This is a genomic window from Photobacterium sanguinicancri, assembly GCF_002265265.1.
Classification (GTDB): Bacteria; Pseudomonadota; Gammaproteobacteria; order Enterobacterales; family Vibrionaceae; genus Photobacterium; species Photobacterium sanguinicancri.
In genome coordinates this window covers 1-17,141 of record NZ_NOIF01000101.1, presented here as the reverse complement: position 1 = coordinate 17,141, position 17,141 = coordinate 1, and the positions used below count along the sequence as shown (strand labels likewise).

General features: G+C 43.5%; 13 protein-coding genes. 6 read left to right on the top strand and 7 right to left on the bottom strand.

The window, feature by feature from the left end; translation table 11 throughout:
• The first annotated feature begins 57 nt into the window (after nucleotides 1-57).
• Complete coding sequence (dcuC, locus tag ASV53_RS15035; RefSeq protein ID WP_094957652.1) at nucleotides 58-1,419, top strand: anaerobic C4-dicarboxylate transporter DcuC; 1,362 nt, start codon at nucleotides 58-60, stop codon at nucleotides 1,417-1,419.
• 162 nt (nucleotides 1,420-1,581) lie between these two features.
• Here dcuC and ASV53_RS15030 read toward each other — a convergent pair whose 3' ends face one another.
• On the bottom strand, nucleotides 1,582-1,797 hold the full coding sequence (locus ASV53_RS15030) for a hypothetical protein (protein ID WP_094957651.1): 216 nt from the start codon (nucleotides 1,795-1,797) through the stop codon (nucleotides 1,582-1,584).
• A gap of 782 nt (nucleotides 1,798-2,579) precedes the next feature.
• Between ASV53_RS15030 and ASV53_RS15025 the strand changes: the two genes are divergently transcribed.
• The gene (locus ASV53_RS15025) at nucleotides 2,580-4,982 is read left to right on the top strand and encodes a YgiQ family radical SAM protein (protein ID WP_189337885.1); all 2,403 of its coding nucleotides are present in this window, start codon (nucleotides 2,580-2,582) and stop codon (nucleotides 4,980-4,982) included.
• A 94-nt stretch (nucleotides 4,983-5,076) separates the two neighbouring features.
• Here the strand turns inward: ASV53_RS15025 and ASV53_RS25490 are convergent, their stop codons facing one another.
• Nucleotides 5,077-5,232, bottom strand: a complete 156-nt coding sequence (locus tag ASV53_RS25490; protein WP_164488550.1) for a hypothetical protein — start codon at nucleotides 5,230-5,232, stop codon at nucleotides 5,077-5,079.
• Between the two features lie 153 nt (nucleotides 5,233-5,385).
• Nucleotides 5,386-6,141: a YggN family protein gene (locus ASV53_RS15020; RefSeq protein ID WP_094957655.1), complete on the bottom strand. Its 756-nt coding sequence runs from the start codon at nucleotides 6,139-6,141 to the stop codon at nucleotides 5,386-5,388.
• Nucleotides 6,142-6,280: 139 nt separating this feature from the next.
• Between ASV53_RS15020 and ASV53_RS15015 the strand changes: the two genes are divergently transcribed.
• A complete protein-coding gene (locus tag ASV53_RS15015) occupies nucleotides 6,281-6,760 on the top strand; it encodes a LabA-like NYN domain-containing protein (protein WP_094957649.1) in 480 nt (159 codons plus the stop codon).
• Between the two features lie 87 nt (nucleotides 6,761-6,847).
• Here ASV53_RS15015 and ASV53_RS15010 read toward each other — a convergent pair whose 3' ends face one another.
• Entirely contained in the window at nucleotides 6,848-7,540 is a 693-nt protein-coding gene (locus ASV53_RS15010) for a cation efflux transmembrane domain-containing protein (protein ID WP_094957654.1), read from the bottom strand.
• Between the two features lie 162 nt (nucleotides 7,541-7,702).
• Between ASV53_RS15010 and ASV53_RS15005 the strand changes: the two genes are divergently transcribed.
• Both ASV53_RS15005 and aqpZ read left to right on the top strand, forming a co-directional pair.
• The gene (locus tag ASV53_RS15005; protein WP_094957648.1) at nucleotides 7,703-8,593 is read left to right on the top strand and encodes a LysR family transcriptional regulator; all 891 of its coding nucleotides are present in this window, start codon (nucleotides 7,703-7,705) and stop codon (nucleotides 8,591-8,593) included.
• Between the two features lie 155 nt (nucleotides 8,594-8,748).
• A complete protein-coding gene (gene aqpZ, locus ASV53_RS15000) occupies nucleotides 8,749-9,441 on the top strand; it encodes an aquaporin Z (protein ID WP_062690825.1) in 693 nt (230 codons plus the stop codon).
• Between the two features lie 186 nt (nucleotides 9,442-9,627).
• Here the strand turns inward: aqpZ and ydiJ are convergent, their stop codons facing one another.
• From ydiJ to ASV53_RS14985, 3 genes are all read right to left on the bottom strand, one after another.
• Nucleotides 9,628-12,696, bottom strand: coding sequence for a D-2-hydroxyglutarate dehydrogenase YdiJ (gene ydiJ / locus ASV53_RS14995; protein ID WP_094957647.1), 3,069 nt, complete (start codon nucleotides 12,694-12,696; stop codon nucleotides 9,628-9,630).
• 113 nt (nucleotides 12,697-12,809) lie between these two features.
• Nucleotides 12,810-14,309 (bottom strand): phosphatase PAP2 family protein, encoded by a 1,500-nt coding sequence (locus ASV53_RS14990; protein ID WP_189337884.1) that lies wholly within the window; start codon nucleotides 14,307-14,309, stop codon nucleotides 12,810-12,812.
• Nucleotides 14,310-14,517: 208 nt separating this feature from the next.
• Nucleotides 14,518-15,975, bottom strand: a complete 1,458-nt coding sequence (locus tag ASV53_RS14985; protein WP_275657101.1) for an NAD-dependent succinate-semialdehyde dehydrogenase — start codon at nucleotides 15,973-15,975, stop codon at nucleotides 14,518-14,520.
• A gap of 335 nt (nucleotides 15,976-16,310) precedes the next feature.
• Between ASV53_RS14985 and ASV53_RS14980 the strand changes: the two genes are divergently transcribed.
• Nucleotides 16,311-17,141: pirin family protein (locus ASV53_RS14980; protein WP_094957645.1), on the top strand; the 831-nt coding region annotated here is incomplete at its 3' end.

Below are 17,141 nucleotides of genomic sequence, written 5' to 3'. Positions count from 1 at the left end.
TTCATATTTTTAATTTTTTTAATTTTTTACTTTTGTAGTTTTAAGAGGACATTTTCCATGTTGGAGTTAGTAATTGGTCTTCTAGTTGCGGCAGGTGTAGGTCGATACATCTTTAAAGGATACACAGCAACTGGAGTGCTTTTAACAGGTGGTATTATTCTATTGGCGATTACCGCCGCGTTAGGAAAAGATGTATTGCCAGCAGGTGTTACATCGACAGGAAACCCATTAACAGACGTTTTTGAGTACATTAAATACCTATTAATGTACCGTGCTGGCGGCCTTGGCATGATGATCATGATGCTTTGTGGTTTCGCAGCATACATGACCAAAATCGGTGCCAACGATATGGTTGTGATGATGGCATCTCGCCCACTTCGCTTTATCAAATCACCTTACGTTCTAATGGTTGCAACCTACTTTGTGGCATGTCTAATGTCGTTAGCCGTTTCTTCTGCAACTGGCCTAGGCGTATTACTGATGGCAACCTTGTTCCCACTAATGGTGAACATGGGCATTAGCCGTGGTGCAGCAGCCGCTATCTGTGCATCACCTGCTGCGATCATTCTTTCACCAACATCGGGCGATGTGGTTGTGGCTGCTGAATCAGCAGGCATGGAACTGATCGATTTTGCATTTAAAACAACCCTACCAATCTCAATTGTTGCGATCATCGGTATGGCAGCAGCACACTTCTTCTGGCAGCGTTACCTCGATGACAAAGAAGGTGTTGTTCACGAGCGTCTAGACGTATCAGAACTGGAAGTTAACGCACCTAAGTTCTTCTGTATTCTACCGTTCACACCTATCATTGGTGTCCTACTGTTCAGCGGTAAGCTATTCCCACAACTTCACATTGTTACCATTCTTGTGATTTGTATGTTCCTAGCGGCCATTATCGAGCTCGTTCGTCACCGCGGCGAATCAAGTAAAGTTTTTGACGGCTTAGATGCGGCATATAAAGGCATGGCTGATGCGTTCTCTGGCGTGGTAATGCTATTGATTTCTGCGGGTGTATTTGCCCAAGGTCTTAAATCTGTAGGCTTTATCGATAACCTTCTTCACCTTGCTGAAGTAGCAGGCGCTGGCGGTATCTTCCTGATGATCCTTCTGGTTGCTATCACTGCAATCGCGGCAATTACAACAGGTTCAGGTAACGCACCTTTCTACGCATTCGTAGAACTTATCCCAAGCCTTGCGGCTAAAATGGGTATCAACCCTGCTTACCTTGTTATTCCAATGCTACAGGCGTCGAACCTAGGCCGTACAATCTCACCAGTATCAGGTGTGGTTGTTGCGTGTTCTGGTATGGCAAAACTGTCGCCATTTGAAGTGGTTAAACGTACTTCAGTTCCCGTGCTTGTCGGTATTGTTATCGTGATTGTTGCAACACAAATCATGGTACCAACAGCCGTTTAAGCAAAGAATCTACACGATAAATCAAGCTCGCTAATGCGGGCTTTTTTTACGCTCTTGATTCAAAACAATAAAAAAAGGAGAGGCTAAGCCTCTCCTTTTATATCAAGTCTGCTATTTAACGTCAGGGGTATCCCTATAAATACTCTTGATATGAGCTGTGCGTTAAACTCTTCGCTGGATATATCCTTCGGCAGTTCCTTTGCTCACTAGATCGACAGACTCAACAACATGGCTTACCGCCGCAATATTGATGACAAACAATGTCATCGCAGCAAGGGTAAACTTTTGACACTTGATGAGAACCGATTCATGGATACGACCTGTTTTGACTAAATAAATCAAAACAACCCACTTGAGTAATGAGAAAATTGTATACATATAGCCTTTGATTCGGTTAATCGCCTAGCTATCGTATCGCATTCACTTCATCGGATGAATACTTTCATCTATAAATAAGAGCAAAAATCAGTAGTAAAACCAGCTTTAATATAAAAGCTATATCGATAATTTTCACCCCTGAAGACCTTAACGTTATCAGGATCCCCACAAATATGTCTCTCCTATAATCATACGTGTTTGATACAACGCTCAATCAATTAAACACAATAACTATACAGACCAGCATACTGTAAGCGAAGCTATTCGAATATACCGAATTATAGATAAGAATGGTTAAACAGCGGCACAAGGCTAACCATCCCCTCCATAACAGTGAACAAACCCAAGCACTTAATTCAATAATTAGCCCACCAAAGCGACTGGTAGCAACTACATTTATGTACTCAATCACAGAAAAAGATGTATTGCCGTATGAACATGGTAAACTCATGCCCATTTTATATGCTCTGTATTTTACCAGCGCAGCAATATCAACCTAGTGTTAAGCCAATAGGATCATGCAGGTACTCATACTGTCGTGAACATTATCCAAATAGCTGGCTGCATCACTCATATAAACGTGAAGGCACTGGACCCTATATAACAGGGCCTTAACGATCACCATCGACCTAACAGGGGCATTCAAATGCTGAAGCTATATATCAAACATACGGTAACTGAGTGGTAGACACACTCAGGGTCAGCAGGATTTGCTGAACCTTAAATATGGCAAGACGCCCTCAATACATGCCCCTGAAAAATAAACAATAAATTGTAATATTATGAATTTGACTAAAATTAACGAGTATCCGAAGTACTGGGCTGAGTGCTATGGAATAGCTCCATTTCTACCGACAACTCGGAAAGAAATGGACGCACTGGGCTGGGATAGCTGCGACATAATTATTGTTACTGGTGATGCTTATGTTGATCACCCTAGCTTTGGTATGGCAATTATTGGCCGCTTGCTGGAAGCGCAAGGTTTTCGTGTAGGCATCATTTCCCAACCTAAATGGGATAACAAAGATGCTTTCATGGAGCTTGGCCAGCCTAACCTGTTCTTTGGTATTACGGCGGGTAACATGGATTCCATGATCAACCGCTATACCGCTGACCGTAAACTACGCCACGATGATGCCTACACACCAAACAACGAAGGCGGTAAACGCCCAGATCGCGCAGTATTGGTTTACTCGCAACGTTGTCGTGAAGCATTCAAAGAAACACCCATTGTATTGGGTGGTATTGAAGCGAGCCTACGCCGCTTAGCACACTACGATTACTGGTCAGACAAAGTACGTCGCTCAGTATTAGCCGATGCCAAAGCTGACATTCTATTGTTTGGTAACGCCGAACGTGCATTAGTCGAAGTCGCACATAGCCTTGCTAATGGTCAAACGCTGGAAGAAATGCAATTCATTGCGGGTACTGCCGTAATGATGCGTGAGCTGCCTGCTGGCTATAAAGAAATCGACTCAAGCCGCATTGAAAAACCGGGCCGTGCTATGCAAATGCCGAACCCGTATGCGACTGAAGAAGTGTGTGAAACCAACAAAAAAGAACAGGCAAACGCTCAGCCAGTTCAGCAAGTGGTGCATATTCAACCATCGCGCCACGATTCTAAGAGCACTGCGGTACGTTTACCATCGTACGAGAAACTGCGTAACGACCGTATTCTATACGCACACGCAAGTCGTGTGATGCACTTAGAAACGAACCCGCATTCATCACGAGCACTGATTCAAAAGCATGCTGATCGTGAACTGTGGATCAATAAGCCACCTATTCCGCTAACAACGGAAGAAATGGACTACGTATTTGGGTTGTATTATGCGCGTGTACCGCACCCTTCTTACGGCAAAGCAAAGATCCCTGCGTATGACATGATCAAGACATCTGTGAACATCATGCGTGGTTGTTTTGGTGGTTGTTCGTTCTGTTCTATCACAGAGCACGAAGGCCGCATTATCCAAAACCGCTCGCAAGAGTCGATCATTAACGAGTTAGAAGAAATTCGCGATAAAGTCCCTGGTTTTACGGGCACAATCTCAGATCTTGGTGGCCCAACAGCTAACATGTATCGCCTTGGTTGTTCAGATCCTAAAGCGGAGGCGAACTGTCGTCGCCCTGCATGTATCTACCCAGATATTTGTAAAAAGCTAAATACGGATCATAAACACACGATCGATCTATATCGTAAAGCTCGTGAAGTTAAAGGGATTAAAAAGATCCTGATTGCCTCTGGTGTGCGTTACGATTTAGCCATTGAATCACCAGAATACATTCGTGAGCTAGTGACTCACCATGTGGGTGGTTATTTGAAAATTGCCCCTGAACATACCGAGAAAGGCACGCTTGATCTGATGATGAAGCCGGGTATGGGCAAATATGATCGCTTCAAAGAACTGTTTGAGAAGTACAACCGTGAAGCAGGTAAAAAACAATACCTGATCCCTTACTTTATTTCTGCGCATCCTGGTTCAACCGATGACGACATGCTAAACCTTGCACTTTGGCTGAAGAAGAATGAGTACCAGTGTGATCAGGTACAAAACTTCTACCCATCACCTATGTGTAATGCAACGGCGATGTATCACTCTGAAACTAACCCGCTGAAGCGTGTTAAGTATAAAAAGCGTGAAGATCTATTTGTTGCAAAAGGGGAACGTCAACGTCGCTTGCATAAAGCACTACTTCGCTATCACGACCCAGTAAACTGGCCATTGATCCGTGAAGCCTTAGTCAACATGGGTAAGAAGTACTTAATTGGCGATCGACCAAACTGCTTAGTGCCTGAAGAAGGCAGCGATGCGGAACTAACGCCTGCACAACGTCGCGGTTCTGGCCGCCATGGTGCTAAACGTTTTGCGACTAAACACCCTAACCAGCCAGACATCCGTAAAGATGGCAAGCGCAACGGTAAACCTGGTGGTAATGGTGGTAACCGTCCTCAAAACGGCAATGGCAATGGCAATGGCAATGGCAATGGCAATGGCAATGGCAATGGCAGCAATAAGCCAAGCAACGGTAATCGTGGCAAGCCTGCAGGCCAATCATCAGGCAACCGTAGCAACACAGGGAATGCACCTGGTTCTCGTGGTGGCAACGGTAAACCAGCAAGCCGAAATGGCAATAGCAATGGAAATGGCGGTAACAAGCCTAACCGTAGTCGCTCAAGAGCATAGTAGAAGCACTTAACTTCATTTACTGTGTCTTAATGCAAAACAGCCCACGCATGCGTGGGCTGTTTTCTTTCTGGCGATAAAAATTTAAACCATGCTAGCGGAACAACTCAGATCCAAGGAAGAAAAGCGTTACTCCACCTAAGACTACCAGCAGTAATTTAATAATCGTCTTTTGCTGAGTTTCATCAAGATACTTCACAGCAAGGAATGCGAGCAGTAGCAATGCAATAATAACGGCAATTTTTAGCATTGGTGTGAACTCCTAAGTGTAGTGGCTGAGAGTCTGCTGGCTATCAAATATAAAATGGACGATAGAGTCTCAATATCTATTTAACGTAACACAAGCCCTTATCGTTCAACCCAACCTATATCAAGTTATTCCCCTAAGGTCACAGTTTGATCCTTAGATCTCAAACACTTGGTAATCTTTAAGTTGTGGGATCACTTTTTGTACTTCTTGTTCTTCTTGCGCTAACCCTTTCATTGAATCGCACAATTCATTCGCTTTTACTGCCATTTCACCTGAACGCGAGCGGATCCGTTCTTCTAAACGCGCTTTAAGATCAGAAAATTTAGTTTGTAGCTCAGAAAAGCTCAAATCCCCTTCTTTCATCTCAGCTGACAGTGCCGCGAACATTGCCGATGCTGATTCAAGGCTTACATGCTTTAGCGCTTGTTCAAACTCACCCTTCCAACTGGTATCCATTTGGTCAAACAAGTTTTCAGGCATAACAAACTCACCGTCTGGGTAAAATTTGTCATTCGCTTTTGCTGCGTAGTCATCAATCAGACTCTGCACTTTGGCAAAGGATTCTTTAGAGTCAAAATCAGCCGATACTTCATCGAGCACATCATTTGCTACACCCACACCGTCTTTTGCTAAATCAGCCATCTTAGGTAAATTATCTTTTACCGATTGCGTATAAGCATCTAACGCACGCTGCTGCATCGCATTTAAATCAAGCTGCTTACCGTTAATGAATACGTTGTTGTTTTCATCTATAAGCAATTTTGGCTGACCACTTTCGTAAATCGATACTTGTTCGCCCGCAATACGTACTTCATGCTGAACATCGACAGGACAACTTTTTGCTTGCACTGCTGATACTGCACTGAATGAAGCGGCTAAAGCGGTAAATGCTAAGACTGACTTTTTCATTTCTATTGAATAACCTTTACGATTAATTATGCCTTCACTATACCGTTTAGCTTCAGCAACAGCTAGTTTCCGCACTTTGCTTTGTTTTTCAGTAACAAAAAGGTAAGCTTGAAAAGTCACTCATCAAAATGGATTCATTGTGGAAAAAGTCGCTATTTTTGTCGATGTGCAAAACATCTATTACACGGTAAAAGAAAAATACCACTGTAACTTCGATTACAACGCATTTTGGGCTGAAGCAACCCAAGGTCGAGAAGTTGTGGCGGCCTATGCTTATGCAATTCACCGTGGCGATGAAAAACAGCGTCAGTTCCAAAATATCTTGCGCGGCATTGGCTTTGAAGTGAAATTAAAGCCTTTCATCCAACGTAGTGATGGTTCCGCTAAAGGAGACTGGGATGTAGGCATTACGCTGGATGTTGTAGAACACGCACCTGACGTTGACCGCGTTATTCTTCTATCCGGTGATGGTGATTTCGATTTATTGGTTGAAAAAGTACAAACCAAATTCGGTGCAAGTGTAGAAATATATGGTGTACCCGGCTTAACGGCTACATCATTACAAAACACGGCCCACTTCTATCGTGAGATTGAGCAAACACTGCTGCTTGGTCGATAACGTAAAACGCCCAATGCGACAACTTCACATTGGGCGCTTACCATACATTTATTTTCTGCACTTCTTTCTCTCTACTAATACCCCTTATTAGGCAGTAAGGCTTATCTGGCGAGTAGCTTGTATCTGCTTAAGCGCACCCCATGTCATTTTTAACGGTACAATCACAAAATAGACTGAAGCGATAATCACCATCACGGGATCGGCATACGGTGCAAAGTGAGCATACGATGACATTTTCAAACCAGTCGCGATTGTAAAACCAATTAATACAGCACCACTTATCACGGTATCCATCAACCATTGCTTAGACTCCGCATCCACCAGCGCAGACTCCGCTTTACCACTGTAAACTGCCATCACTTTATAGTTAATGAAACAACCAACAACGTTAACCACACCAAACACTAAAGCGACACCCGTATCTATATTACGGCCTCCCATAAAAATGGCTTCGACTGCGGCATAAAAAGACACCAAACACATAATAGTGATAACCATACCTTTAAAGGCAATCACACCAGACTCAACTTGCTGAGAATGTGTTACCGAGTGTACTTTTTTCTGTGTGGTTTTCTGTGTGGTTTTATCACGGTGTAAATACGCAGCAGCGGCTAAAGAGACCAGTGTTAGCGCTAAGCTGACAAATGAATACGCACCATCGAAAACAATAACTAAAGATCCAAGCCACAAACCAAGGGCGATCCCCATAACGGCAAAAAGGAATGATGATAACGTTGAAAACTGAAGTAACTTACGCTCTAGTTGGATATTGCATGACATATAAACCTCGATAATCGACAGCTTTTTCGTCGATATATACTCTTCTTTTGTAATCCACTTCATATTAACGCGGCTGACGTTATTGCTATAATCTCTCAGCGACGAGTTTTTCGTCGGATAATATTTAAGCGATATCAGAGTAATATTGACGAGACCCTCACAATGAAAATATCCCAAGTGGAAATGTTTCTTCATGCCAGCCAAACAGGCTCTATAAGCGAGGCCGCTCGAAAACTTGGCAAGAGCCGTACGACAGTGAGCGCGGCTTTAAGCGCACTCGAAGATGATTTAGGGGTAAAACTACTGACCCGTACTGGTAATCGTATTTTACTGACCGACATTGGCCAAACTGTCGCGAACGATTGTGTTCGACTAGCCATGATCGCCAATGAAATTAAGACCAAATGCACTCAACATATTGAAGGAGTTGAATCGGCCATTCGTATCGCCCGTGACGATGCACTACCAGAATCACTGTGGCGAGATTTGATCAAGCAACTGAAACACACCTTCCCCAAAACCAGCTTGTCTGTGTATGTTGCCCCTCCGCCTGAATTGGAGAACTTGGTTGAACAAAACATTGTTGATGTCGCGTATGGTTTATTACCCGCTAATCATCGTGCACCTCGATTACACCATGTCGATTTAGGGCAAATCAGGATGATGTCGGTTGCCCATAAAGATCACCCGTTAAGCCAATTACGAAAAGTGCACAGTGCAGATTTAGAGCGTTATACCGAAATTGCTTTAGCTTATATTGATGATGAAAGCCTGAAAGCGGTATCACCAAAATCAACTAACTACATTGCACTGGCCTTTTATGAATACTTACGAAATGCTGTTGTAGACGGTACAGGCTGGTCTTACGTCCCTGATTTACTAATTAAAGATCGGTTACGTGACGGTACGGTGAAAGTCATCAAACATAACCGAGCAATGAGCTGGCAGCCTTATGGTGAAATAGTCGAACAAGAATCACGCCGCGGTGCTGTTATCCAATGGCTATCAGATCAGCTAGAAGACTACCTATTCGATCACTCTGGAGCAGAATAGCGCGTCTTTATATTGCGTCATGTCTCTTAATTGAAACATGCCTATGCCACCTTAGACCTATACTTTAGCGACACGTAAGCATTAATTTGCCATTGATAGGCACTTATTTGCGCTAATTTTCCAATGGTATTGTTGGGTTCGTAAGGGGATAAAGTATGTTTAAAAAGCTAGTAGCGGAGTTTATTGGCACATTTTGGTTAGTACTTGGAGGCTGTGGTAGTGCAGTATTAGCTGCCGCTTTTCCTGATGTCGGCATTGGCTTACTCGGGGTATCACTTGCCTTTGGTTTAACGGTTGTCACTATGGCTTATGCTATTGGCCATATTTCGGGTTGTCACCTCAACCCTGCAGTCACTGTTGGGCTATGGTCGGGCGGTCGCTTTCCCGTAGCTGATGTTGTTCCTTATATCTTATCCCAAGTACTTGGTGCCATTGTGGGCGCTTATGTACTCTATGTTATTGCCAGCGGCCAAGCTGGATTTGACTTAGCAGGGGGACTCGCATCTAACGGTTATGGTGAGCATTCACCCGGTGGTTACAGTTTACTTTCAGGTTTTGTGACTGAATTTGTTATGACTTTTATGTTTTTGATTGTCATCTTAGGTGCCACCCACAAACTGGCAACACCAGGTATGGCAGGACTTGCGATTGGTTTAGCGCTCACACTGATTCACTTAATCAGTATCCCTGTGACAAATACTTCAGTAAACCCAGCGCGTAGTACTGGCCCTGCGTTATTAGTTGGCGATTGGGCAGTGTCGCAGCTGTGGTTATTCTGGCTAGCACCTTTACTTGGCGCGCTAGTTGCGGGGATAGTTTATCGTTGGTTGAGTCCGCAAGAAGACTAAAAAACTAATATCAAATACCTAATACCTAATACCTAATACCTAATACCAAATACCAAATACCAAGGTAAGATAAAAGTAAGGCGAAAAAAACAAACAAAAGCCGCGAAATGTCGCGGCTTATACTTATCTTAGCAATTCAACTTTTCTACTGTTATACCCGTCATCTTTTTATATTTAACACTGCGATTAAGGTACTAGCTGCAATAGTGCTTGAACAGGATGCTTCAACTTGCGGTGCTCAAAACGTTTAACTTGGCTTCGACACGAATAGCCTGTGACTAAACAGCGTTCAGGATCACGCTGAGCTAGGTTTTGCTGCCAACTGAGCTCATACACGCCTTTAGACATTTCAAGCTTGTCTTTCTCATGGCCAAATGTTCCTGCCATACCACAACAACCCACTGGCACAGTTTCTAGTACCGCCCCAAAATGAGTAAAGATAGCACCCCACTCTTTCTCTGCATTGGGTAATTTAGTTTTCTCGGTACAGTGTGCAAAGAGGTGCCAAGGTTCCGATTTTTCGGCCGCTTTTTGCTTTTGCAATTCAGGTAATAGCGGTAACAGCCATTCATGGGCGGTTAATACAGCAAAGTCACCTCGCTGATCAGCAAGCACTTCATTGTATTCATCGCGATAACAAAGCACTAAAGCAGGATCAACGCCAACCAGAGGTATATTTAGTGCTGATAGTTGATTCAAAAACTCAGCGGTATTTTTTGCCGTTTTAGCAAACTGACGTAAGAAACCTTTTACATGCTGCGCTTTGCCATTTGGTTTAAACGGTACAATAATTGGCTTCTTACCTAGTTTTTCAGCCAACAGTACGAAATCGCTGACAACATCTGCATCGTAGAAAGAAGTGAACGGATCCTGCACTATTAGTACATAGTGCTGACGCTCTTGAGCTGATAGCGCTTGTAACCAAGTAAGATCAAAATGTGTCGCCTGATGACCATCTAACCTTTCTTGTAACGTCGGTACAGACAATGCAGGCATATCAACATAGCCAATCGTTTTAGCCGTTAACGATTGTGACCATTGTGGGCGCATCACCGCATTAAACATGGCAGGGGCTTTTGCCATGAGCGGTAAATAGCTTTCAACATACGCCACTAAGTAATCTTTGACCGGACGTTGATAACGGCTGTAATACATATGCATAAAGCGCGAGCGAAAGCTCGGTACATCAACTTTGATCGGACATTGGCTCGCACACGCTTTACACGCTAAGCAGCCATTCATTGCTTCCATCACTTCATGTGAATAATCGTAAGCGGCGCGTTGACTACCGTAGGTGTTTTTTAGCCTATCGATAATTTGTTTGATCGTCGGCGTCGTTGTTAGCAGCTTCTGCTCTAACACAAGAGGGTCAATGCCTTGTTCAGCAAGCTGACGTAACCATTCACGCACTAAGCCGGCACGGCCTTTGGGGGAATGACGGCGATCAGCACTGATCTTCATCGATGGACACATAGGTGAACTGGTATCGTAATTAAAGCACAGGCCATTACCATTACACTCCATCGCCTGCTTAAAACTATCTCGCGTTTTTACTGGGATCTGTCGATCGTAAAAACCACGTTTCACACCATCCACTTTCACAAGCGCTGCATCACTATCAATGGGCGTACAAATTTTGCCTGGGTTCATGCGGTTATCAGGATCAAACGCCGTTTTTATTCGACGAAGTTCGGTAAATAATTCATCGCCAAAAAATTCAGGGCCATATTCAGAACGAAAGCCTTTTCCGTGTTCACCCCACATCAAACCGCCATATTTAGCCACCAGCGCAACCACTTGATCAGAAATGATTTTCATCAACATTTCTTGCTCAGGGTCACACATATCTAAAGCGGGACGAACATGCAAAACACCCGCATCAACATGACCAAACATGCCGTAATTCAATTGTTTCTCATCCAATAACTGACGAAATTCAGCAATGAAGTCGGCTAGGTTTTCAGGTGGAACACAGGTATCTTCTGCAAAAGCGATGGGCTTTTTCGCCCCTTTAGCAGCACCTAATAGCCCCACCGCTTTTTTACGCATCGCATAAATTTTTTGAATGCTCGCAAGATCATCACACACCTGATAACCAATCAGGCCTTGCTCATTATTGGCAATCAATACATCAAGGCGCTGGCAAAGTTCAGTGACTTGTTGTTGATTTTCAGCCACTGAACTATTAGCAAACTCCACCATATTGATTCCCAGCATATCTTTGCCAGGAACGTCCGTTAATAAATCACTTACCGTATGCCACACAATGTCTTGTTTGGCTAAATTCAACACGCGAGAATCCACGGTTTCTACCGATAAGGCATTCGCCTCAACCATCATAGGCGCATTGCGTAAGGCTGAATCAAAGCTATTGTATTTAATGTTCACCAAAGTACGTGCCTTTGGGATTGGGGTGATATTAAGCTTTGCTTCAGCAATAAAAGCTAATGATCCTTCAGCACCACATAGCAAGCGAGCAATATCGAACTGTGTAAGGTCGTCATCGAATACATTTTTAAGATCGTACCCAGTCAGGAAGCGATTCAGCGGTGGGAATTTATCGATAATTTGAGGGCGTTTTTCACGACAAACCTGCTCACTCACTCGCAGTGCATTCGCGGCAAAGTTGCCGTCAGGTGAACCCACCTTAGTAGCCTTGTCTGAAGATACAACTGGTGCCGTATTCAATACAGAACCATCAGCCAGTACCGCCGTCAGAGACAAGACATGATCAGAGGTTTTGCCATATTTAAGCGAACCTTGGCCAGATGCATCAGTATTAATCATACCGCCAATTGTGGCGCGATTACTGGTAGACAGATCGGGCGAGAAAAAATATCCATGAGGACGAAGTGCATCATTAAGCTGGTCTTTGATGACACCGGTTTGCACCCGTACCCAGCCTTCAACTGGGTTCACTTCCAAAATCTGGTTCATGTGGCGTGAAATATCCACCACAACCCCTTGAGTCAAAGACTGGCCGTTAGTGCCAGTGCCACCACCGCGAGGAGAAAAAGAAACAGTACGAAAAAGTTCAGATGCACCAACTTTACCTATCAGTGATAAGTCGTCGATATTTGTAGGGAAAATAACGGCTTGTGGTAATTGCTGATAAACGCTGTTGTCAGTAGCTACAGCGAGTCGGCTAGCATAAGTGGTTTCAATATCACCAAGAAAACCAGCTTGGTCGAGTTCATTCAAATAGTCCAGTACGACACTGTCGATACTGCTCTGAGTTGTCAGTGCGGGTAACATTGCGCTCCTTTTCCAGTTTACTGCCGAATCCTACGGCATCTGGTTATCTCAATCATTATTACCCCCCACTGTACCTCACGCTTTACGTAAACTAAAGCGTGAGGTAAGGCAGATTATGCTACTAACTTAGTTGAAATTACTTTTCGGATCAGGGTGGTACCAGTTAAAAGCCAAATTCCTGCAAGAAAGCAACCCAGAGAGCGTATAGATAACACGATTAAGCTAACGCTCGACTGGCAGGCAATCCAATTTGTTACCCAAGCAATCACGCCAGCTCCTAACGCAAATAATCCTGCGGTAAAGATAATTTGCCCCACCTTTAGTGGGCGCTTAAGCGGCTCCCAGCTCACATAATCCAAGCCTAAAAATATCCCTAGGAGAACAGAAAACAGATAAACATGTTCTGGCGCATGACTAAAACTAGCAATAAACCCAACAAACATAGATAGCGATAACCAAAACCACTTACTCATAATACAGTCATCTAGGGCATTGTTCTCTGCATTGAGCCACGCGATATAAATCGCCACCATACCAGTACCTAGAATTAAGCTTGCCATTGTATCGGTAATAAAATGTACGCCATACCAGACGCGTGCGACAGCTTGTCCAAACGCAAGAAAATAAGCGACGGGCAATAATAAGAACATCACCAGTAAGCCACGTTTATGCGTTAAGTAGTACCATGCAAGCCCCCACAAAACCGTTGCTATTAACGTATGTCCACTAGGAAAACTAAAACCATAGGCACTGGCTTGTTTTAATGCAGGCACAATATAAAACGGTCGCGGTGAACCGATACTTAATTTCAGCACCGAGGAAATAAAGGTAACGCTTAGCAAAATAATGGATAAACGCAATACACCTTTGGTACCAAACATAACGGCACTAACCACGAGTAGAAAAGCGATAAACCCAACTTCACCGGGCAAATTTAATACCGCGATTGTCGTCTCAAAAATAGATTGCTGAGTTTGTGGCCAGCTTTTAACCCAGTGTTGAAATTGACTAATAAGCTGTAATTCCAACTGATGAAGTAAGTTAACACGATCACTTAAATCAGAATAATAGTCGACCGCACTTTCAGGTGTTATCGCCAACCATTTTTTTAATAACGGTTTATCGTTAGGAAAACGATAATCTGATGCTTTTAGCTCGTCAGGGCTAATAAGATAAACACGGCGAACTTCTTTGCCAAAATGCTCAGCAAACCATGACTCGACTATTGCGAATCCTAACGAATCTTTGGTGGTCGATACAAGTATTGGATCTTGTGCAACACAAGCATAAATTAGCGCTCGCTCTCGCTGCTGAATAAGGTGTGCTATCTCAACTTTGATCCCAGTTTCTTCAAGTGCTTCACGAATCGCACTCTCTTCAGGTGTGGTGTTAGGCTCTATATAGCCGCCCGGCAGTGATATTTTCTTTGTTATGACTTCTGAAAGCATAACCAGTTTTTCACCAACACGAATGACACAAACGGCACCCACAACATGTTTATCGGCTTGCTCATTATTATTTACGTTAACTGGGTTAGCGCTTGAAATACCCGAGAGGCATAACAAAAACACACCAAGGATCATTTTTACGACAACGTTTTGGATACCAACCACCTGCATTCCTACTTTCAGCCAACCTAAATACTCACACCTTCTTAATTGCGGCATTTTCATACAATTAATTAAATGGTGAGTTTAATAAAATTAACAATATATGGAATAGCGACTAATAAAAAGAATATTCCTTTAAAAGCCGCATAAAACAAAACCCTCTAGTGAGGGTTTATTTATCATCACTGAAAAGGTGACAGAGTAACAGCGCCTACAATCCGCCCATCAGGGTGTATTTCGTTTCTAAGTATTCATCAATACCTTGCGCTGCACCCTCGCGGCCAAGTCCTGATTCTTTAATACCACCAAATGGAGCAACTTCGGTTGAAATTAGCCCTTCATTCACACCAACCATACCGTATTCCAAGGCTTCACTCATACGGAATGCTTTTGATAATGATTGGGTATAAATATAAGCCGCTAAGCCTGAGTCAGTATTATTCGCGCGTGCAATTACATCTTCGTCGTCACTGAAAGTAAAGGCCGCAGCTAAAGGGCCAAAGGTTTCTTCTGTTGCAACTAACATGTCATCTGTCACATCACGTAAAACAGCTGGCTGCACAAAATGCGTTGATGACTTTTCTTGGCTGCCATGCAACAAGGTTGCCCCTTTCTGTACTGCATCATGGATATGAGCTTCAATCTTTTCAACCGCAGAACGATTGATCATTGGGCCAATATCTACCCCTTCAATGAAACCATTACCCATCACAAGGGATGATACTTTGTCGGTTAGCATATTCATAAATCTATCGTAAACACTTTCATGTACGTACAAGCGATTTGCACACACACAGGTTTGCCCAGCATTTCGGAATTTAGCCACCATATAACCGGCGAGTGCTTTTTCTAAGTCAGCGTCGTCAAAAACAATAAATGGCGCGTTACCACCTAATTCTAGAGACATTTTTTTCACCGATGCAGCGGATTGCGCCATCAGTAATTTACCAATCGCTGTCGATCCAGTGAATGAGATTTTTCGTACTGTTTTATTGCTAGTCAGCTCACCACCTATCGCCACAGCATCGCCCGTTACCACACTAAACAAACCTTTAGGCAAGCCTGCTTGTTCTGCCAAAGCCGCTAGAGCTAACGCAGTAAACGGGGTATCAGGAGCCGGTTTTAGTACAACGCTACAACCAGCAGCGAAAGCAGGACCACATTTACGTGTAATCATCGCGGCGGGAAAGTTCCAAGGGGTAATCGCCCCCACAACACCAATCGCCTCATGGCTCACTAAAATCCGCGCATCAGGTCTATGACTCGGTATCATTTCACCTCGAATACGCTTTGCTTGTTCGGCATACCACTCGATAAAACTGGCCGCATAGGCAATCTCAGCTTTTGCCTCTGTTAACGGCTTACCTTGCTCTGCCGTTAAAATTTCGGCCAGAGCCTCACTGTGCTGTTGGATTAAATCAAACCAACGACGTAATACTATCGATTTTTCTTTTGCTGTCGTTTTTTGCCATGATTTAGACGCGATATCAGCAGCATTAATCGCGCGCTGTGTTTCAGCTTGACCACACTCAGGCACATGGCCAAGAAGGGTGCCATCGGCAGGGTTATACACGGGCTGATTACTGTTAGAGTCGGCATCGCACCATTGGCCTGCAATGTAAACTTGCTGCTTAAAAATAGTATGCTGTTGTAGATTTAATTTATGCACTTCATCGCCCTCACCATTTGTTATACAAATATATTACCCTACACTCACGGTATAGCCAGCAAGAAAGCGCCATTAAGCCTCTTAAGGGTACCTTTTCAACACAAGTTAATCCTATTCGACACCTTCCAGTTTCAATGCCTATTTTCTGCTTGTTTTGTAATCATCTTCGGAGCGGCTTATCATTATCTAAATGGCGGTTCTAAATGGTAAATATAAAATACCAGTATCATTACTGACGTTAAAACAAGCAACAGTAGTACAAATTACCTGTTTCAGATGGAGGAAATTGAGACCGCAGTCTATTCTGTATAAGTACACTTTCATGGAAAGCAGCCATGGCAGAAAAAACAAGAACAATCAAAAAAGTTCGCTACGGTCTGAAATCAGGACCAATGACAGCTTATATTCAAAGTGGCGATATAGAAGAGCTCAATCCTTTTGCCTTATGGGATCATTATCAGGCTAAAAATGTCTGCCAACCGGTTGGATTGGACTTTCATGGTCACTCAGGTGTTAACACACTCACCTACCCAATATGCGGTCATTTACGCCATGTTGATTCGACAGGTAGCCAAACTTCACTTGAGCCTGGCGATGTTCAAATGATGCTGGCTGGTAATGGCGTCATACATAAAGATACCTTAAAGCCAATAGATGGACTTATTGAAACCTTTGCCCTGTGGGTTTTACTGCCCGCGAAAAACAGTGAAATGTCGGATGCAAACAGCCTCAAATTTACCGCAAGTCACCTGCCGCTTATCGAAAAAAACAACGTTACCGCAAAAGTACTCATTGGTGAGATTGATGAGATAAAAAGTCCGATAACATCTCCTTCACCTGTACTTATACTTGATATTGCTATCGCACCTTATAGTCAATGGGAGACTCAGCCAAATAAAAAGCTCAGCTCAGGATTTGTGTTTGTACATTCAGGGAAGGCGTATATCAGTAGTACTGAAGTAAACAAAAACCAAATGGCAATATTTACGCCTTCTGAAGACAAGATTGAGATTCGAACCAGCCATTATGGCTGCCGCCTTCTTCTCGCGATTGGCGAGCCACTCGCGCAGCCGATTATTGCAACCTCCACCTCAGTTCACTCATCAGTTACTCACCTGCAACACTCAGCGCTACATATAAAAAAATTATTGAAACAAGTAGAAACT